This is a genomic window from Psychrobacter sp. CX5, assembly GCF_057621535.2.
Genome location: NZ_CM177735.1, coordinates 1,306,737 through 1,325,799 on the forward strand (window position 1 = coordinate 1,306,737; position 19,063 = coordinate 1,325,799).

Below are 19,063 nucleotides of genomic sequence, written 5' to 3' on the forward strand. Positions count from 1 at the left end.
TAAGATATGAGATGAGTATTTAGACCCATAAAAGGATAATAATAATGGCAGAAAAGAGTTTCTACGATACTTTAGGTGTCAGTAAAGACGCCACAGACAAAGATATCAAAAAGGCATACCGAAAGCTTGTGCGTAAGTATCACCCTGATGTCAGCGATGCCCCTAATGCTGACGAAAAGATTGCGGAGATCAACAATGCTTACGAGACTTTACGAGATCCTGAAAAGCGTGCGAAGTATGATGCCATGACTGCTAATCCCTTTACAGGAGGTGGCGGCTTTGAAGGCGCTTCTAGCTTCAGTGGTGCAGGCGGTCAAGGCGGATTTAGATGGGAAGATGTCAAAGATCAATTTGGTGAAGGAGCGCCCTTTGGTAGTGGTAGCTTCCGCTTTGACGATATCTTCTCAGCTTTTGGCGGTGGTCAGACAAATCGCCAATCAGGTCAGTCAGGCTATGACCATTTTGGAGGTGCTTTTAAAGATCCAGGTCCTGCGCCAGGTCAGGATCAGCACGCTGAGATTAATGTTACTTTAGATTCGGTGTATAACGGTGATGACTATAGTATTAAATTGAATGTGCCCGTTCGTCAGTCGAATGGCAGTGTCACCCATGAACAAAAAACATTAAAAATTAAAATCCCAAAAGGCATAACCGAAGGCAAACAAATTCGCTTAAGTGGTCAGGGTGCTGCCAGCATGGGTGGTGGGAAAAATGGCGATTTATTCTTAAAAGTGCTGATCAGTCATGATGACAATATTCGACTAGAAGGCGCTGATGTCTATCAAACCGTAAATATCACCCCTTGGGAAGCGGCATTGGGCGAAAAGGTAAATGTGGATACACCAGCGGGCACCTTAGGGGTCACGATACCCAAAAATAGTAAGTCTGGCAGTCATTTACGAGTTAAAGGCAGAGGTATTCCTGCAAAGCAGCCCGGGGACTTGTACCTAACCTTAAATATCGTTAATCCGGATGTTACGACCGAAGCTCAGCGAGAAGCGTTTACTGCTTTAAAAGAAAGCTTTTCAAGTGCTGATATTAAACGTTAATGGTTGAAAGTCTTGAAATGGTTCGCTTCTAGTCCTTATATGCTCCTTACATGACTAAGGATTGACTAAAACTATGGATCGACTAACACTCAGGTTAAATTTCAGTTATTTTTAATAACAGCCAATAAAAATATAAGAATAATAGGATAGATATCATGAAACATTCTGATGAATTTAACGATATAATCTTGACCTTAGATGAGCTTATTACGGTTTGTGGTGTAGAGCGTGATTGGGTCATTGATTTAATCGAAGAAAATGTGATCACCTATGACATTCCTGAAACACAGCAGTTTACCGGCTATCAACTGGCGACAGTGCGCCGAGCGTCGCGTTTAAGCCGTGACTTTGATGCCAGTATCCCAGCTATTGGATTGATCTTAGAGCTATTAGAAGAGGTAGAACAATTACGTCAGTTTAAGCGTCAACAAGAATCGATTATGCAGACTATTCAGACGATTGAAGTAGATATTCAAAAAGACTAGGGTCTCTATTAACACGCTTACTCGCAGTAAGAACTAAAAAAACACCGCATTCTTAGAATGTGGTGTTTTTTGATGTAGAGCATTATATAAAGCGAATTAAATATAAAGACTTAAACAGTTAAACAGGCTTTTTTTTCATAATAGGATCTGCGGCAGCAGTAAACAATACGTCTGTTGATGAGTTGAGTGCCGTTTCTGCCGAATCTTGGATGACACTAATAATGAGACCAATAGCCACGACTTGCATTGCCACATCATTGGAGATATTAAATAAGCTACAAGCTAGCGGAATCAGCAACAGTGATCCCCCAGGCACGCCAGATGCCCCGCAAGCACTAACTGTGGCGACGACACTAAGTAATAACGCTGAGCCAAAGTCAACGTTTATCCCTAAGGTATGCGCCGCGGCTAAGGTCAATACATTAATAGTAATCGCAGCGCCTGCCATATTGATCGTCGCCCCCAAAGGTAGCGTCACAGAGTAGGTATCTTCATGCAGGCCAAGTTTGGCGGCTAAGTTCATATTCACTGGAATATTTGCCGCCGATGAGCGGGTGAAAAAAGCAGTAATTCCTGATTCGCGCAGGCAGGTGAATACCAGAGGATAAGGGTTTCTACGGATATTAAAAGCGACAATAATAGGGTTAACCACCAATGCAATAAACAACATACAGCCCACTAAGATACCAAGCAGACGGAAATAGTCTTGTAAGGCCTCAAAACCTGTTTCTGCCACCGTATTAGCGACTAAACCTAATATACCGAGTGGCGCAAAAGCAATGACAAACCGGACCACGTTTGAGATAGCATCAGACAAATCTGCCACCATAGTGCGAGTAGATTGTGACGCTTTTCGTAGAGCAAATCCAATAATAAGGGCCCAAGCCAATATCCCCATATAGTTTGCGTCAGCGATAGCACTCACTGGATTAGCAACCAAATTCATTAGCTGTGTTGTCAATACTTCTTTAAGGCCGGAGGGCGGGGTATGGTCGGCCGCCGCCTGAATTGAATCAAGATTTTTTAAATAGGTTGGGAACAAGTAACTGGCAGAAACAGCGGTCAAAGCGGCCAAAAAAGTACCAAAAATGTACATAATAAGCACCGGCTTAACATGAACTTTTTCTACGCTTTGGTGCTGACTGACCGCTGCCATTACCAATACAAACACTAAAATAGGAGCCACTGCTTTAAGGGCACCGACAAATAAAGTGCCTAACAAACCTAGGGCGATACCCACTGAAGGTACTAGCCATCCTATTAGAGTGCCCAGTACTAGTCCGAGGATAATTAGGGGTACCAAACCGATACGTTGATACATGTCAATAATGGCTCTCATAAGCACTCCATGCACGTGTCATACTCAGTGGTGTCATCTCATTGATAGTCTGTTGACCAACCAATATTTGGTTGTTATTTCAAACTGCAAAAGAGGCATCACGTTAATTGAGTATAAAAATAAGTTAAAACAAAACAGGGTAAAAACTCCAGTAATTTAGAGAAAGCCCTTACCTTACTTTGGAAGCAATGATATAAAAATATGATATCTTTTCCAGATTTGGTCTACATAAAAAAATTATCCCGTGATTATACAAAACTGACCGTCAACTGCAACCAATAACTATTGCCACTTCATGTAGAAACTTTACTGACACGATGTTTTTAAGAATAAAGTGGGTCTTAAAACGAGGTAACGGATAGAGATAGAGATATTCAACCTTTTCTATAACGTGACTTGTCTATTTTTTAGACTCGGTTAGGCTCATTAAACCTACTATTGGTCGCGTTTGCACTCGCTTTGTTTGAGAGATTTTTTACTAGATGTGTGTTATCTGGATGTGCGTGATAGGCGTTAACAAGGAGAGGTTAACGAATAGCATTTCGGTAATAGAATCTCGATAATAGAATTTAGTGTAGAGGTTAAATAATAAGGCTTAATGGATGTGAACATTCAGATAGGTTTAATCTATAGGAAAATAGACAAGTTCAAACCCGAGATCACGATAGGCACGATATTTAGTACGTCCTTGCTCTTTACTGATTTCGTCTGGGGTAATAATCTCAAGCACGCGTTCAGGAAGTACCCCATCATTTGATAAGGGGAGAGGGTCTTTTGCAAGATTGAGCACCACACCATCAAACCCTTTGGGTTGCACAGGCAATAGCGTCACAGGGGCAGATAATAGGGTCTCAGAATCTGTGCTTTTTGCTAAATCAGAGCTATTCGCTGAATTTGCGCGCTCGTCTAAATCTAAGCTCTCTTCTGAAACTAAACTCTCTTCTGAGACTAAGTTATCTGATAATAAAGACTTATCCAAAATTAGGTTATGTGGAATAAAGCTGGTCGGATTAAAGGTCCACAGCTGAGCGTCAAGTCGCTGCAACCGATCTAATTTGTCATCAACAATCACTAAGCTATTGTCACTTTTTTTGAGCACGGTTTCGGTCAATCGACACACAAAATTAAGCACCGCCTCAGCATTCACAGCGGGGGCGGTGTTTTCAGCGGTGGCGTCATAACTCATATAACGCTCACCGAGGACGTAAAAGCTAATTTGCATAAAGCGTCAGTTTTATTGATTGGACATGTTTTTTAAGTATTGCATAAATAAAGGAACAGGTCGACCAGTGGCACCTTTTTCTTTACCCGATACCCACGCTGTACCAGCAACGTCTAAATGAGCCCATGCTTGACCCTCTTCGACAAAGCGTGACAAGAAGCAAGCAGCCGTTATCGCACCAGCGGCACGACCACCTATGTTTTGCATATCAGCGGCGGGCGAATCTAACTGGCTTTGGTAGTCATCATCAAGTGGCATATGCCAGATAAGATCGCCTGACTGTTCGCTGGCGTTTTCAAGCTCAAATAATACATCTTCATCGTTACTAAATACCGCAGAGCGTACATGACCTAACGCAATAACACAGGCGCCAGTCAAGGTAGCCACATCGATGATGGCACGAGGGTTATAGCGCTGGATATAGCAGAGTGTGTCTGCCAATACCAGACGACCTTCCGCATCTGTGTTTAGTATCTCGACACTCTTACCATTCATAGCTTTTACGATATCGCCAGGGCGAGTGGCGTCGCCTGACGGCATATTTTCAGCGCAGGCTAAAGCGCCCACGACATTGATAGGCAAACGGGCTTCACATAACGCCTTGATAGTTCCTAATACAGAAGCAGAGCCGCCCATATCAAACTTCATTTCGTCCATTGCAGCGCCCGGCTTAATTGAAATACCGCCTGAATCAAAGGTAACGCCTTTACCAACTAAGACGATCGGTGCATCTGAGGTATTTTCTAGGGCAGATTTTGCTGTTTTAGCTTTGTTAGATTTTTTAGGCAATTTATCGGTCACAACCTTTAAGTTAGCAGCTAGGTTGTTGGCAAGGTTATTAGTAAGGTTGTCTGCTAAGCCCGCGCCGCTACGAGAAGTGGTAGAAACTTGGTCTTTACCTTGATACTCAAGAATGACCAATTGACCTTCGCGCGCAGAACCACGGGATACCGCTAAAAAGCAGTTCATACCAAGCTCTTCCATCTCGTTTTCGCCCAATACCGTCACTTTTAAAAGGTCTGGATATTGTTTTTCTAAAGCCCTTGCTTGATCGGACATGTATTCAGGGAAGCAGACATTACCAGGCTCATTCGCCACATCGCGCGCCAATGACTGACCGTTATGTATTGCAGTGGCATAATCGACCGCCGCTTGATCGACTTGGTTTGTAACCAAGGTGATGTTGCTAAGGCGAGACTCTGTACGCTCTGATTTATATTTGTCAAAGCGGTAGCTGGCATTTTGCAGCTCTAACACCAACTGATGTACTTGATTTTCAGATAATTCTTGGGGGATGACAACGGACAAGTCGCTCACACGCTTGTGGCTGTTTTTGTACAGGGCATTGGCAATTTTTTGAATTTTGCTAGCGCTTAATTTATCAACCTGTCCCACACCCACTAATATCAACGGTAAAGGCGCCTTCTTAGCAGCGGGGGCTAAGGCGTAATCTGCAACGGTTTCGCCTTGCTTGCCAGAGAAGTCAGAGGCAGACATTAAATCTTCGATACGCTGTTGATATGCCTCCAAACCTTTGTTGCCGCCGGCTAATACAGTTTTATTATTATCGACCAATACTGCTAGACTCTGGGCCTGAAGGGCAGTCGTTGGTGTTTTTTTAAGCAATTTAGTGGCTGCCAGTTTGGGTAGAGTTTTGCTAACAGAGATACTTAAGCTCATATTTATTCCTATGTTTACTTGTTACTTGTGAATTAAATGTTGTGTATGATTTTTGACTATATTTTTATACAGCTTTTTATACAGCTAGGATAGCTAATTTTTTGATTGTTTATAGATGATACATAATGGTTATAAACGCCTATTTTATATTGAAAGGGTCAATATAATATCCGCTATTACTGATTAATACCAAACTTAGAAACTAACCTATTGAGGCCTATTGAGGAAAGTAAGGGCGAGCGCATCAAATCAATAGCACCTAATATCAATAGTACCTTCTACAAATAGTACCTTATATAAATAGTACCTAGTATTGTCTCATTTTATGCTAAAAAATATCATAGCCGTCGCTTTTGATTACAGGTTTTTAAAAACATGCTAGGATATTGCTTAATATCTTACACCTAATAACACTATCATCGTGCTACTGCTTACGATTATAATACGTCGCGGTACTCGTTATTTCTAAATGCTAAGCTTTCTCATTTTGCTGTATAGTCTTTGTGAGTATCGCTATTTAATGTGCTGATTAATGTGCTGAAACCACTCTATATTATATGTCTTAAATTTAGATGTCTTAAATTTATTTACCTTACATTGAATCATGTCAATTAATTATTCCATCATCAACCCTTCAATAATTTGAGTTTGCCTGTGATTTTACGCCGATATATGACCCGTCAAGTTGCTTCAACGACCGCATTAGTATTGGGGTTTTTGGTGGTATTATTGTTAGGCGGACGATTGATCCGCTATTTTGGTATTGCTGCAGAAGGTCGTCTTGATGTGGGTCTGTTATTTGCCATTATTGGCTATAATTTGCCCTATTTCTTAGAGCTGGTATTGCCCTTATCTTTCTTTATTGGCTTAATGCTGGTTTTTGGGCGCTTATACGTCGATCATGAAATGGCGGTGCTGAACGGCAGTGGTGTCTCAAGAGGAAGGCTGGCACGCCTTATGATACCGCTGATTTTATTACTGTTTGTTATCGAGGCAGGGCTGTCTTTATATGGTAAGCCTTGGGGCGTGCGACACTCAGAAAGTATTTGGAAAGAGCAATCGCTTAGTAGTGCTTTTGATCTGATTCGGCCTCAGTCTTTTATTAGTAGTGATGACTATCATCTGTATGTGGGCAGCATGAATGAAGACAGAACTGAGCTTCAAAATGTTATCTTGATTCAAACGGGTGATAGCAGTCGTAACAATACAAGTGAGCTTAAGTTAGAGAATGGTGGAGCATCAGGCAATTCAGATACTACTGCATCTTCTAATGATGGGATTGTTAATGAGAGCAGTGGCAGTGAAAGTATTGGTTCAGACGTATTACAACAAGGTCAACCCTACTCTGAGCAGCAAACCTCAGTCGAGAAACCGTCATTGGACGACGACAAACGGATCACGGCACTGACGGATCCTGTCACTGCCGCTCAAAATGATGGGAATGACTCTAAAGCCGTAACATCGTCACCTAGTCCCTTGAGCAAGCCTAGCTCTAGTGAACGTGACGTCATTGTGTTAGCAAAACGCGCTGAACAGGTGATGGATGGTGAGGAGGAGGATCGGACTCAGCTAGACTTATATCAAGGTCGGCGCTATGAAGTGGGTGCTGACAGTCTAGTCTACAATCAAGTAAGCTTCGAGCGTTATCGCATTAGTATTAATAAGCCCCCTGCAGATGTGATTACTGATGATAATGTGGCAACTCAAACCTTGCCCGTATTGTGGCGCGCAGCTACCGGTCATTCTCTACCCCCAATTATTGAGGCGCCCTCAAGCAATCCACAGGGTGACGCTAATAATATGCCTTTATCTAAGCCAAATAAACAGCAAATGCTTGCTGCTCAAGCTGAACTTGGCTATCGTTTGGCACTGCCTTGGCTTATTATCATTGCGCCTATGCTAGCCGTACCCTTAGCACAAGTTCGTCCTAGACAAGGGCGCTGGATAAGACTATTACCTGCTATTTTAATTTTTACCAGTTGTGCGTTGGTGATTATTTCATTAAAGAACGCTGTGAGCAGTGGTACGCTATCGGCTCTAAGCTATCCCATAACGTTAGTAAGCTTCATGATCTTAGCACTGTATTTGAACTGGGCAAGCCGTATTCATCACAGGGTTCGGTTTAGTTTGGGTCAGCGTGCCATACAAAAACAGCAAAACAGCCATTCAAGTAATAGCCATCCGAATAAAGGAGGTCGGTCGTGAGAAAGTTACAATCAGGCCACTCCACTGCCTTTAGACAGGTAAACTCTGGCAAAATACTGTCACGATATGTCAAAAAAAACGCATTGTTTGCGATGTTGTTTGCTGTTTTAGGATTATGGGCCTTACAGATAGTATTTGCTTATCTTGGAGAGTTAGACAGTATCTCTGACAGTTATACCTATTTTGACGCATTAAAATACATTGCTTATCGTTCGCCTTATTTCTTTGAGCAGTTTACACCGACAGGGGCGTTATTAGGTGCTGTTATTGGTTTAGGATTACTTGCTAACAATTCTGAACTTATTATTATGCGGGCGTCTGGTTTAAGTATCTATCGTATTGTCGGTTGGGTGTTACAACCAGCTTTTATATTTGTCATAGTGGCGCTGGCAATCAATCAGTTCGTTTTGCCTGCCAGTAACTTAAAGGCCAGTCAAATTCGCAAGCCAGACACTCCATTATTGGCATCAGTCAATGGCTACTGGACCCTGCAAGATGTGCCAAGCTATGACTCTAGTTCGGGTTCTGCTGCCGAGGGCAATACGCCAGAGCATAATATCGTGTTTATTGATTATGCTGACGAAAATGGTAATGTTGGGGAGGTGAAACGTTGGCATCTTGATAAGAACAATAACCTCACCGCAGTCTCAAAAGCAACCGGCGGTACTTACTTACCTCAAGCGAATGGCAGTCAAGACCCTAGTGCCGCAAACTCGGCCAACTCAGATAGTATAAATATTGAGCAGTCTGATAAGGGATCGGCCAACTATCAATGGCAGCTTCAAAACGTGACGACCCTAAATCTGGCTGATAAAGCTACTATTATTGATTCAAAGCCAGAGCAGTCAAATAGTATGATATTGAATAATGAACCAATGGTTGCAAGACAAACCGAATCGAGTGACATTATTAACTTGCCGATATCGCCAAGCTCAGTATATTTGTTGACGCGCAGTGCTGAAGATTTATCATTGACTCAGCTGTATGAACACAAGCGGTTTAATGCGTCACAGGGCACACGCTCACTTGAGCATGAAGTGGCGTTTTGGCAAAAGCTACTTTCGCCCTTTGCCATCTTATCGTTAGTGATCGTGGCGTGCTCTTTTGTATTTGGTTCTCTGCGCACGCACAGTCTTGGTTTGCGCATTGTCGTGGCACTGATATTCGGCTTGTTATTTAGCTATATTCAAGACTTAACCAGCTTTGTCTCATTGGCAACCGGCGCAGCGCCTCTATTAATGGTCTTAATTCCTATTATAGGCAGCGCAGCTCTTGGATTTTACTTAATTAAACGGCAAGGATAGGTCGCTAGAAAAATTGCCAGCGACAAGAATTAATAAAAAAAAGTCCCGTTCTTCATTGAGCGGGACTTTTTACTTGCTTATTGACTCTAATTTATGACCGATAATGATACCAAATTTAGACAGTAACCTATCGAATAAGGCAAGTCCAAACGTCAAAATCAAACGCGACAGATAGTAGGTTCACTTAGCGTGACCGATCCTGACCAAGCCTGAACAGAAAGGTTGTTATATAGAAAAACTATTACTCTTTAATTGCTAAAGTGACGGTATAGGTTTTACCCTGTTTGACCTTATCAGCATTACCAAACACTTCGGTGCATGCCCGTTTCATAAACTGGCGTAAGCCATTAATAGTGACGACATAAAAACGCCCGCCAGTCCGCAGCTTGCTATAGGCATCCAATAAATACAGATAATGTTGTTCCTTACCCACTTTAGCAGGCAAGTTAGTCATAACCAGGCTAAAGTCTTTATTGGGATCTACTTGATTAAAGCCATTAGACAGATGCACATCGACATTGGTTAACCCATTCTTCTCACAATTGCGTTTGGCATATTCTACCGCCATAAAATCTTTATCGATCAACGTGTGCTGACCTTGTGGACATTCACGCGCGGCAGCCATGCCGAGTACGCCATAACCACAGCCCAAATCTATCGAATCGTCATCAAGCTGAAAGTCTATGTAATCCAGTAGCATTAAGCTACCCGCATCCAGCTTTTCTGGTGAAAAGATGCCCCAAGTGGTGGTGAAGTGCATCGGTGTTCCAAGTACGTCTTGAGTAAAGGTAATGTCTTCACGCCATTGTTGGGCTTTTTGAAGTAAGTCAGCAGGAGGTCTATGGGTCATAATTTGGCCTAAAGTCTTGGTTTGATATGAGGATATGCGCACTGTAAAAATATAAAAATTATGAATAGTGAGCGATTATCCAGTCAACCATGCTTTGAAAATCATCAAAAGCGGCAGTTGGATGAAAGTCACGAATATCTTTGCCATAATTATACCCGTAAGACAGTCCTAAAGTATCCATATTGGCATTTTGTCCCGCCAAAATATCGTTTTTTGAGTCGCCAATCATAACGGATTGCTCTGGAGTAATATTTAGCGACGCACAAACGTGCAGTAGGGGAGCGGGGTCAGGTTTTTTGGTCGGTAGACTATCGCCGCCTAATACCTCATCAAATAAATCCTGCCAACCAAACGAGTGCAAAATCTTTGGCACAAAGCGAATAGGTTTGTTGGTCACCAATGCCAGTGTAAAACCTGCTGATTTAAGCTGTTCCAAACCCGTGTCAACCTGATCATAGGCAACCGTCTTAGCGCCACTGGATTTGGCGTAGGCATCAAAGAATACCGTTTCCGCATGGTCAGCCTCATTTTGGCTTAATTGCCCTTCAGTGACGTTAACATCGCCAACCAGCGCACGCTCTACCAGCATCCTTGAGCCATTGCCGACCCAGTTACGGATGGTATCAATAGGGTAGGTCGGTTTGCCCAAGGTAGCCAGCATATTATTCACGGCATCGGCCAAGTCTGGCACGCTGTCTATTAAAGTCCCATCAAAATCAAAGATCAGAAGTTGTTTTTTCAAAGGCGTCATAAGGGTCTCAAAGTTTTATTATTTATAGGTAGTTTTTTTATATAAATCAGTTTTTTTAATACAAGTGCTTTATGTACTTTGGTTTTATATAGACAGTATCTTTTTTTGAAATTAGTTTTTGAAATTAGTTTTTGAAAATTACTCGACGTCTTTATATTTGTCACGATGCGCTTTTTTCATGGCAAGATACGTTTTGTTTTCTCGGCATAAATCCCATTTTTGTTTAAAAATACGCGCTGATTCTGCTTTGATAGGATCTTCTTCGTCTCGGGGTAACTCCTCACGACCATGCGCGCCACTTTGACCTTTTTTATCATCAGGCACTGGGCCTTTATACTTCTTGCCCCCTTTATGATTGGCATAGCGACGTGCTCGAGTATAGCCCATTTGCAAAAACTTGCGCGCCATATCGGCACCGACAAAGTCGCCATTATCTAAATAATCCAAAAACATCTGGTAGATAGTGTCACTGCTTTGTTGAGCAATATCAGGGGTCGCAAAGCGCCAATGTGGCAGAATCTCAGACTTATAAGGCTCAACCAATAGCACACCCTGCTCACCGCGCCCAACACGATATAGCTCAGGATGCTCCCTTAGGTTTAAGTTTTTATAGTCCAAGTTGTAGTCAAATTCACGCATAGTGGTTATAAGAATGGAAAAGTTGTCCTTAGTATAAGCGTTATCGCTCTACAATAAATATGGTCTCTGTAACAGGTGCTTAAGTTGTATGCTGAATAACGGTAGGCTTTATGAATAACTTTTTTTTGAGCAACCGTTTAAAACCTCACTGGAAAGGGGTCATATGAGTTGCTAATACGTGGGCGTTATTACAGTAATCAGTACACAAATAGATATATGAGCCGTTTTGAAACTTCACTTTAATAAGTTAATAATTGATATGATACGAATAACACTTAAAAGTTAATTTTACCTACATAGGATATGAAATGGCTAAGAACAATAGAAAAATTACTGTTAATGATATCGTTATCACTGTATCAAAAATTGAAGACGAGGATTATATCAGTCTAACCGATATGTTAAAGGCGAAAGATGGTGATTTTTTTATTGCAGATTGGTTGAGAAATCGCAATACGCTAGAGTTTATAGGGGTTTGGGAGAAAATCAATAATCCTGATTTTAATTATGGCGAATTCGCCACAATTAAAACTAAATCAGGTTTAAATAGTTTTAAAGTGAGTGTCAAAGAGCTTATTGAACAGGCTAATGTGATTGGTATAAGAGCCAAAGCAGGACGTTATGGTGGTACTTACGCTCATAAGGACATTGCGTTTGAATTTGGTGCTTGGCTAAGTCCAGAGTTCAAACTCTATTTAATTAAAGAGTTTCAACGTTTAAAAGAGCAAGAATCGGAACGAGATTCCATAGAATGGCAAGTTAAAAGAGAATTAGCAAAAGTAAATAATAGAATTCAAACAGATGCAATTCAACTAAACTTACTACAAGATATTAAACAAAGTAATCATAGATTTATATATGCTGACGAAGCAGATCTAATTAACATGGTCGTTTTTCGTAAAACACATAAAGAATGGAAAGATGAAAACCCTAATCTAGATGGTAATCAGAGAGATCATGGAAGCGTATTAGATAATGCAATTGTTGCTAATTTAGAACTTCATAATTCAATATTAATTAACCAAGGTATGCCACAGAAATTAAGAATAGAGCAATTAACTACTCTAGAAAAAACGTTAAGAGAGAGTATGAGTAAATCACCTGCTATGAAAAAACTAGAGAAAGCGGGTAATAAACTATTATCAGATACTTTTGACAAATAGTAATTGAATAAACAATCGACCATAAAAAAACCCCCAAACTAAAGTAGTTTGAGGGTTAATTATGCTGTAAAGCAGTATTCGTAATAAAGATGGTGGCTCGAGGCAGAATCGAACTGCCGACACAAGGATTTTCAATCCTTTGCTCTACCAACTGAGCTATCGAGCCGTCTTTATGAGGTCGCTATTAAACTAAATATTCGATGTTCTGTCAACCTTTTTTCCTAAAATAAGTCAAAAAAAGCCAAATTAAACCTTATTAAGGGATAACAACCGGTATCCGACCAACATTGGGCCTTTTTGAGTCATATCCTCGAACTTTGGCTTATGACTACCCTGTTAACTTAGCAGCACGTTAAAATTTTACCCGAATAAGCTCGTAATCACTCATAATACGATGAATGTTACTATCAACGGGCATAAATTGACGTACGCCTTTTTTGACCTCAGCGTCATACACCAGTTTAATAAATTTAGCATCAATACCACGATCTACATTTTCAGGATGGATGGCAAGATATTGCAAACGTTTGGTATCGGTTTGCCCATCATCAAAGCAGCCTACCACAGCGATAGGCTTGTCATTGAACATCCCCACATACATCAGGTTGCCACGTTTAAAGGCACGCTCAAATAGTGCCATAACCGCATCGCTGTCTGCTAGATCGCCTTTATCAGCGTTGTCAGTCTCATATAGTTTGGCAATACGCTCCCGCAGTTCGTTATCGTGAGTCACCTCTCGCATAATTGGTGCGTCAAAGGAATTAATCGCAACAGCTTCTAAGGGCATTTTTATCTCTCTTTATAAGTCTTAGTTTATAGATCCTAGTTTATAAGCATCAATTTTTCAGTATCAGTTTAAAGGTCCTAACTTATAGGTCTAATTTATAGGCATTTGTACTACCGCTCAATAGATAGCGAATAAGGCTTCAATAAGTTTAATGAATGGCAATATTTTAACAAACATTACTCATCGGTAGTGTGCGAATATGGCTTAAATTCAGTACGTTTGCTATTATCATGACATTGCTGTTAAAAACAGACACTTTATTGTTATAAACTTCTACAAATAAGCCAATTATTAGTGAGCCAATTAGCCATGACTACTCAAATCAGCCCGAACCCAGCCGAGCGTCCTGCACGTATCGCCAGTGTTACCCGTGATACCGCCGAGACTAAAATTAGCGTAACGGTTAATCTTGACGGCACCGGCCAAGGCACCATTGATACGGGTGTCCCTTTTTTAGACCATATGCTTGACCAAATTAAGCGTCATGGATTATTTGATCTCGATATTACCTGCAAAGGCGACGTCGATATTGACGACCATCATAGCGTTGAAGATACAGGGATTACGTTGGGTCAAGCTTTTGCTAAAGCGCTGGGTGATAAAAAAGGCATTCGCCGTTATGGACATTTTTATGCGCCGCTTGATGAATCATTATCTCGTGCGGTGGTTGACATCTCAGGTCGTCCGGGTCTACACATGGATATCCCGTTTACCCGTGCTTATGTCGGTAAATTTGATGTGGATTTATTTAGCGAATTTTTCTTTGGTTTTGTCAATCATGCTTGGATGACGGTGCATTTGGACAACTTAAAAGGGGTGAATAGTCACCACCAGATTGAGAGCACCTTTAAAGCTTTCGCTCGCGCACTACGTATGGCCTGTGAATATGATGAGAGGGCTTTAAATACACTACCGTCAACCAAAGAAGCTTTGTAATATGACCAAAATTGCACTACTCGACTATGGCATGGGCAACCTACACTCAGCCAGTAAAGCCTTAGCAGCCGTCGGCGCAGAGGTGTCCATCACCAATGATGCCAAAATCATTCGTGCCGCTGACAAAATTGTCTTTCCAGGGGTCGGTGCGATGCGCGACTGTATGGCGCATATGCGCGAAGAGGGTATTGATAAGGCGGTATGCGAGGCAGTATTTAACAAGCCCGTTATGGCGATTTGTGTCGGTATGCAAGCCTTATTTACTGAGTCTTTAGAGTTTGAGCGCACCCAATGTCTCGATATTATCTCAGGGCAAGTCAAAAAGTTCGATGCCGACTGGACAGATGAGCAGGGCGCAACGATTAAAATCCCGCACATGGGCTGGAATACCATATCGGGCATGGATTTATCACATCCGCTGTGGCAAGGTATTGATGAACATGCTCATTTCTACTTTGTGCATAGTTATTACTGTGATCCTGAAGATAAATCGGTGACCGCTGCTGTCTGTGATTATGGTCAGCCATTTTGTGCCAGCGTTATCAAAGACAACCTGTTTGCGACCCAGTTCCATCCCGAAAAAAGCCATAAAGACGGCTTACAACTGCTTAAAAACTTCGTTGAGTGGAAGGTGTGATTTACATCACCTGAATTAAGGTTGTTAAGGGGATGCGGTTATGAAAGTAATGTATTTATATATTGCATTGGCGATATTACAAGTTATCTTTATATTTTCATCCTTTCCAGCACGGCCCAAACACAAGCAGTATGCGACAGTGAGCATTGGTATTATATTTTTAGCACTATTGACGTATGATACTTTTTTTTCAGGGTTTGAACCGACCCCCTATGATATTTACGTCAATATCCCCTGTTTTCTAATCGTCTTTTTATTGCCAAGGTTTAGATCCTTTTAATAGTCAGCTATTTAGTGAGTCGCTATTTAACTAAGCGCTAAATAGTTTTAAGCTATTCCCGCTTTCGCTATTATCTTGGCTTGCACTAGGTGATGCGCCAAGCTTTACCTCGTTCCTGCTTCGCGAGACCGATTTAAAGCGGGCGCCTCCGCCTTAGTGCAATGTCAAGTATAACCGCTGCAATCGGGGCTAAACCGCATCCTAATGCGACCCTCTATCACAGAGGGTTAAGTCGTTCCCAAATCGTAGCAATCGTTTTAAAACATAAAGGTTGTATAGCCTAATGCTAAATACTCAGTTCGAACGACTGTCTCAATACAACGCTGTTATGAATCGTAAAATTATGGATTAGCTCATCAGACCCAGTGCTATGCTAAGTATAAATACTTAGTACCCGAGTATCGCTTTCGCCTTCTCCTTACAAAGCTGTTCATTCAGGCCGAATCTTAAGGGTAATTCTTTGAGCTTAATCAGAATAAACAAGTATAGCGTCTGGTAGTTATTTGTTTGCACTATCTGAAAGGTAGAGCCAGATGTTTAATAAATAATCCCCAGCCGCTTATAAATGTTTCAATACATTGTTATTTGCGTAGTTACTAACGCATTGAATTCACATAACCTTTATGAAATAGTCATCACACCTTCATCGCACTTTTTATACACCTGATGTATTATTTTCTGTACATATCCTACAAAAATGCGTGACATAAATTCAGTAAGCTATTGACTGGTTAATTATCACCTATCTGCTTCGAACAGAACCATATTGGAAAGAACTACATTGGAAAGTACCACATTGGATTTTCAAACTTTTAAACTACACGTCATGACTATCACGGGTCTTGAAAGAGATGCCCTGCATATTTACGTAGGTATTGGGGTGTTTCTACTTACTCTTTTAATGTCTCGAGTCATCATTAAACGTCATATTAGTCGCTTAAATATGGCATTACTGCTGGCAATACTTTTTGCATTATTAGGCGAGTATTTGGACTTAAGGGTTAATTACCCGCACATTACCGGCGATAACTTAAGAGACAGTATTCACGATATTATCAATACCAGCTTTTGGCCGGTGGTGTTGTACATTGTCATTCGTTGGACAAAGGTGTTTAGGGACTGATGAACATCCACCTTGTCAGCGTTCGAGTAAGCATGGGGTGGTTTTGAGGGCTATTTAACGCTTAATTATGCTTTAAAGATTAGCGATGTCATAGATTCTAATAAACAAATGATAAAAAAAGATTAAAGTGGGTAGATAAGAAAGCAATTAGGGAAGGGGCTGTATGCGAAGTAAAGCAGACCGAATTCGTCATGCCCTAGCTTTTGAGATCATCGGGCTCATACTTTTTCCCCCGCTGGCAAGCTGGGTGTTTGGCTATCAGATACATGCCATGGGGGTTATTGCCGTTGCTGCTTCAATAGTCGCCACAATCTGGAATTATTTCTATAACGTATTATTCGATAAAGCAATGCTAAAGCTTCGTAATAACGTGCAAAAGACGTTAGAGATACGGGTGTTACACGCTGTACTCTTTGAGTGTGCACTGTTACTGATGTTTATGCCGATCATTGCTTGGTATTTGGATATTACGCTATGGCAAGCCTTTATTATGGATATTGGCATGGCGGCATTTTATCTAATATATGCCTTTATTTATAACATCGCTTACGACAAGATTTTCCCTGTTCCAGAATAAAGCTTATTGCTCTGAATCTATGCAAAGTCACGTAAATTGCAAAGTCACACAAATATTGTTTAGCCGCGCTGTTTACATTCGTTAATCATACTGATGGAATAATTTGCTTTAGTATATTCTGTATATCACGATTTAAGTTTTATCATCGATAAATACAGGTTATGTCTATGAGCAATGTCAATCATTCTAATAATAACAAGCCTGCCAATAATCTTGGCATACCCACCTCGTCACGCAATGAAGGCTTAGCTGCTGCCAGTAAACGGCAAGGCAAAGCTTCTGATACAAATACGCCTTATAACATTCTATTTATCTTAACCGATCAAGAGCGCTATATTGATGATACGGCCTTACCACATGGCATTCACTTGCCTGGTAGAGAGCGTTTAAGACAACGCGGCGTCACCTTCACCAATCACCATATTAACTCAGCGGTTTGTACGTCCTCACGTTCGGTTATTTATACAGGAAAGCATATTCAGCAGACGCATATGTTTGATAATTTGGATTTTCCATGGACCAACGACCTCGACCCAGAGGTTGGCACTGTAGGGCATATGCTAAGCGATGCCGGTTATTACACGGCGTACAAAGGCAAGTGGCATCTATCCGATTTAGGTGATTTGGGCGAGCAGGCGCTGCCTGATCCCGAGCTGACCAAAATTATTGAGCGCTATGGTTTTAAAGATTACGTTGGTATCGGTGATGTCATCGGTATGGTACAAGGCGGCTGGATTAACGATGATTTAATCGCAGCGCAGGCGTGCCGTTGGTTAAGAGTACAGGGCAATCCGCTTAGCGAGCAAAATAAACCATGGTTTTTGGCAGTCAATTTGGTCAACCCGCATGATGTGATGTTTTATAACACCGATGAGCTTGATGAGCACGTTCAGGATACGCCAACGCCTTTGATAGGCCTTAGTCGTGAGCCCAATACCCCCTTTTATAAACAACAGTGGGATTTTGAACTCCCAAAAAGCCGTCAGGAGCCGTTTGATAAAGCAGGTCGTCCTCAAGCGCATTTAGAGTATCAGCGTGCCCGTGATACGCAGGTCGGCGGCTTCCCAAATGAGGATGCGCGTTGGCAACGTCTGCTTAATTATTACCATAATTGCATTCTGTCTACCGATAAAATGGTGGAAACGCTTCTTGATGAATTAGAGGCATTGGGTCTGGCAGACACTACTATTATTGTGTTCACCTCAGACCATGGCGAACTTGGGGGCAGTCATGGCAATCATGGCAAGGGCGCAACCGCTTATCAAGAACAAAACCATGTGCCATTGATAATTTCACATCCGGATTATCGCGACACTTATGGTCAACAGTGCCCAGCCTTAACATCACATCTTGATATTGCCCCAACATTACTAGCGTGGGCAGGAGAGCGCACTGAAGCTGCTAATAATCTAGCGGGTAAAGACTTATCACCGCTGCTCAAGTTAGGTAAAAAGGCGGGCATAAACGAGGTACGCGGCGGCAGTTTATACTGTTTTAATATGTTTGCTTATCTTGATAGCAACCTACTCAACAGCGTGCAGAGGTTTTTAAATAATCCGCATGATGACGATGCTGATGCAGAGTTTGAGATAGATTTCGATAAACGTGGTGCAATCCGTAGCGTCTTTGATGGCCGCTATAAATACACACGTTACTTCTCGCCTAAACAGCATAATCGACCTGAGAGCTTAGAGGAAATATTCGCGTTTAATGATGTTGAACTCTTTGATTTGCAGAATGATCCAGATGAGATGAATAATCTAGCGAATCAGCCTGAACAATATAAAAATTTATTATTGAACATGAATGCCAAACTGAACGCCTTGTTAGAGAAAGAAGTAACAGGAGACGATGATGGGCACTATTTGCCAACGCATAAGAGTCAATGGTCAGCCGATGAATTTGGTTGGCATTAACAGGTATTAATTTCCAGATTTGGTATTACCTGAAGTCATAAAAAATGCCCGACCAATTATGGTCGGGCATTTTAGAATAAGACTTTATGAATTAAGGCGATTTAACCAAATAAGCTAAAC

General features: G+C 41.5%; 17 protein-coding genes and 1 tRNA gene. 10 read left to right on the forward strand and 8 right to left on the reverse strand.

The window, feature by feature from the left end:
• Nucleotides 1-44 precede the first annotated feature (44 nt).
• On the forward strand, nucleotides 45-1,049 hold the full coding sequence (locus AC21OG_RS05075) for a DnaJ C-terminal domain-containing protein (protein WP_486545435.1): 1,005 nt from the start codon (nucleotides 45-47) through the stop codon (nucleotides 1,047-1,049).
• A gap of 155 nt (nucleotides 1,050-1,204) precedes the next feature.
• On the forward strand, nucleotides 1,205-1,534 hold the full coding sequence (locus tag AC21OG_RS05080) for a chaperone modulator CbpM (RefSeq protein ID WP_487376235.1): 330 nt from the start codon (nucleotides 1,205-1,207) through the stop codon (nucleotides 1,532-1,534).
• Between the two features lie 118 nt (nucleotides 1,535-1,652).
• On the opposite strand, the gene sstT is transcribed toward AC21OG_RS05080, so the two are convergent.
• The 3 genes from sstT to AC21OG_RS05095 form a co-directional block, all read right to left on the reverse strand.
• A complete protein-coding gene (gene sstT, locus AC21OG_RS05085; RefSeq protein ID WP_487376236.1) occupies nucleotides 1,653-2,873 on the reverse strand; it encodes a serine/threonine transporter SstT in 1,221 nt (406 codons plus the stop codon).
• 622 nt (nucleotides 2,874-3,495) lie between these two features.
• Complete coding sequence (locus tag AC21OG_RS05090) at nucleotides 3,496-4,095, reverse strand: DNA polymerase III subunit chi (protein WP_487376237.1); 600 nt, start codon at nucleotides 4,093-4,095, stop codon at nucleotides 3,496-3,498.
• 12 nt (nucleotides 4,096-4,107) lie between these two features.
• Nucleotides 4,108-5,775 (reverse strand): leucyl aminopeptidase, encoded by a 1,668-nt coding sequence (locus AC21OG_RS05095; RefSeq protein WP_487376239.1) that lies wholly within the window; start codon nucleotides 5,773-5,775, stop codon nucleotides 4,108-4,110.
• Nucleotides 5,776-6,447: 672 nt separating this feature from the next.
• Between AC21OG_RS05095 and AC21OG_RS05100 the strand changes: the two genes are divergently transcribed.
• Complete coding sequence (locus AC21OG_RS05100) at nucleotides 6,448-7,980, forward strand: LptF/LptG family permease (RefSeq protein WP_487376240.1); 1,533 nt, start codon at nucleotides 6,448-6,450, stop codon at nucleotides 7,978-7,980.
• A 92-nt stretch (nucleotides 7,981-8,072) separates the two neighbouring features.
• Nucleotides 8,073-9,284, forward strand: coding sequence for an LptF/LptG family permease (locus AC21OG_RS05105; protein ID WP_487376445.1), 1,212 nt, complete (start codon nucleotides 8,073-8,075; stop codon nucleotides 9,282-9,284).
• Between the two features lie 241 nt (nucleotides 9,285-9,525).
• On the opposite strand, the gene AC21OG_RS05110 is transcribed toward AC21OG_RS05105, so the two are convergent.
• From AC21OG_RS05110 to AC21OG_RS05120, 3 genes are all read right to left on the reverse strand, one after another.
• On the reverse strand, nucleotides 9,526-10,134 hold the full coding sequence (locus tag AC21OG_RS05110; RefSeq protein WP_487376242.1) for a class I SAM-dependent methyltransferase: 609 nt from the start codon (nucleotides 10,132-10,134) through the stop codon (nucleotides 9,526-9,528).
• A 58-nt stretch (nucleotides 10,135-10,192) separates the two neighbouring features.
• On the reverse strand, nucleotides 10,193-10,885 hold the full coding sequence (locus AC21OG_RS05115) for a phosphoglycolate phosphatase (protein ID WP_486545445.1): 693 nt from the start codon (nucleotides 10,883-10,885) through the stop codon (nucleotides 10,193-10,195).
• A gap of 138 nt (nucleotides 10,886-11,023) precedes the next feature.
• Nucleotides 11,024-11,524: a DUF4385 domain-containing protein gene (locus tag AC21OG_RS05120; RefSeq protein ID WP_487376244.1), complete on the reverse strand. Its 501-nt coding sequence runs from the start codon at nucleotides 11,522-11,524 to the stop codon at nucleotides 11,024-11,026.
• A gap of 308 nt (nucleotides 11,525-11,832) precedes the next feature.
• On the opposite strand from AC21OG_RS05120, the gene AC21OG_RS05125 reads away from it, so the two are divergent.
• The gene (locus AC21OG_RS05125; RefSeq protein ID WP_487376246.1) at nucleotides 11,833-12,687 is read left to right on the forward strand and encodes a KilA-N domain-containing protein; all 855 of its coding nucleotides are present in this window, start codon (nucleotides 11,833-11,835) and stop codon (nucleotides 12,685-12,687) included.
• A 90-nt stretch (nucleotides 12,688-12,777) separates the two neighbouring features.
• On the opposite strand, the gene AC21OG_RS05130 is transcribed toward AC21OG_RS05125, so the two are convergent.
• Nucleotides 12,778-12,853: transfer RNA gene (locus AC21OG_RS05130), tRNA-Phe, on the reverse strand.
• Nucleotides 12,854-13,039: 186 nt separating this feature from the next.
• Entirely contained in the window at nucleotides 13,040-13,474 is a 435-nt protein-coding gene (locus AC21OG_RS05135; protein ID WP_487376248.1) for a hypothetical protein, read from the reverse strand.
• Between the two features lie 309 nt (nucleotides 13,475-13,783).
• On the opposite strand from AC21OG_RS05135, the gene hisB reads away from it, so the two are divergent.
• The 5 genes from hisB (at nucleotide 13,784) to AC21OG_RS05160 (ending at nucleotide 18,943) form a co-directional block, all read left to right on the forward strand.
• Entirely contained in the window at nucleotides 13,784-14,410 is a 627-nt protein-coding gene (gene hisB / locus AC21OG_RS05140; protein WP_486539897.1) for an imidazoleglycerol-phosphate dehydratase HisB, read from the forward strand.
• A gap of 1 nt (nucleotide 14,411) precedes the next feature.
• Nucleotides 14,412-15,047: an imidazole glycerol phosphate synthase subunit HisH gene (hisH, locus tag AC21OG_RS05145; protein ID WP_487376250.1), complete on the forward strand. Its 636-nt coding sequence runs from the start codon at nucleotides 14,412-14,414 to the stop codon at nucleotides 15,045-15,047.
• Between the two features lie 1,061 nt (nucleotides 15,048-16,108).
• Nucleotides 16,109-16,450 (forward strand): hypothetical protein, encoded by a 342-nt coding sequence (locus AC21OG_RS05150; RefSeq protein WP_487376252.1) that lies wholly within the window; start codon nucleotides 16,109-16,111, stop codon nucleotides 16,448-16,450.
• A 163-nt stretch (nucleotides 16,451-16,613) separates the two neighbouring features.
• On the forward strand, nucleotides 16,614-17,027 hold the full coding sequence (locus AC21OG_RS05155) for a PACE efflux transporter (protein ID WP_487376254.1): 414 nt from the start codon (nucleotides 16,614-16,616) through the stop codon (nucleotides 17,025-17,027).
• Nucleotides 17,028-17,194: 167 nt separating this feature from the next.
• Nucleotides 17,195-18,943 (forward strand): sulfatase family protein, encoded by a 1,749-nt coding sequence (locus AC21OG_RS05160; protein WP_487376256.1) that lies wholly within the window; start codon nucleotides 17,195-17,197, stop codon nucleotides 18,941-18,943.
• Nucleotides 18,944-19,063 lie beyond the last annotated feature (120 nt).

Excerpts from the sequence above, each read along its gene's own strand:
- hisH (WP_487376250.1), top strand. The coding sequence starts at position 14,412 with ATGACCAAAATTGCACTACTCGACTATGGCATGGGCAACCTACACTCA.
- hisB (WP_486539897.1), top strand. The coding sequence starts at position 13,784 with ATGACTACTCAAATCAGCCCGAACCCAGCCGAGCGTCCTGCACGTATC.
- AC21OG_RS05125 (WP_487376246.1), top strand. The coding sequence starts at position 11,833 with ATGGCTAAGAACAATAGAAAAATTACTGTTAATGATATCGTTATCACT.
- AC21OG_RS05075 (WP_486545435.1), top strand. The coding sequence starts at position 45 with ATGGCAGAAAAGAGTTTCTACGATACTTTAGGTGTCAGTAAAGACGCC.
- AC21OG_RS05160 (WP_487376256.1), top strand. The coding sequence starts at position 17,195 with ATGAGCAATGTCAATCATTCTAATAATAACAAGCCTGCCAATAATCTT.
- AC21OG_RS05120 (WP_487376244.1), bottom strand. The coding sequence starts at position 11,524 with ATGCGTGAATTTGACTACAACTTGGACTATAAAAACTTAAACCTAAGG.
- AC21OG_RS05095 (WP_487376239.1), bottom strand. The coding sequence starts at position 5,775 with ATGAGCTTAAGTATCTCTGTTAGCAAAACTCTACCCAAACTGGCAGCC.
- AC21OG_RS05090 (WP_487376237.1), bottom strand. The coding sequence starts at position 4,095 with ATGCAAATTAGCTTTTACGTCCTCGGTGAGCGTTATATGAGTTATGAC.
- sstT (WP_487376236.1), bottom strand. The coding sequence starts at position 2,873 with ATGAGAGCCATTATTGACATGTATCAACGTATCGGTTTGGTACCCCTA.
- AC21OG_RS05100 (WP_487376240.1), top strand. The coding sequence starts at position 6,448 with ATGACCCGTCAAGTTGCTTCAACGACCGCATTAGTATTGGGGTTTTTG.
- AC21OG_RS05115 (WP_486545445.1), bottom strand. The coding sequence starts at position 10,885 with ATGACGCCTTTGAAAAAACAACTTCTGATCTTTGATTTTGATGGGACT.
- AC21OG_RS05080 (WP_487376235.1), top strand. The coding sequence starts at position 1,205 with ATGAAACATTCTGATGAATTTAACGATATAATCTTGACCTTAGATGAG.
- AC21OG_RS05155 (WP_487376254.1), top strand. The coding sequence starts at position 16,614 with ATGCGAAGTAAAGCAGACCGAATTCGTCATGCCCTAGCTTTTGAGATC.
- AC21OG_RS05110 (WP_487376242.1), bottom strand. The coding sequence starts at position 10,134 with ATGACCCATAGACCTCCTGCTGACTTACTTCAAAAAGCCCAACAATGG.
- AC21OG_RS05135 (WP_487376248.1), bottom strand. The coding sequence starts at position 13,474 with ATGCCCTTAGAAGCTGTTGCGATTAATTCCTTTGACGCACCAATTATG.
- AC21OG_RS05105 (WP_487376445.1), top strand. The coding sequence starts at position 8,073 with ATGTTGTTTGCTGTTTTAGGATTATGGGCCTTACAGATAGTATTTGCT.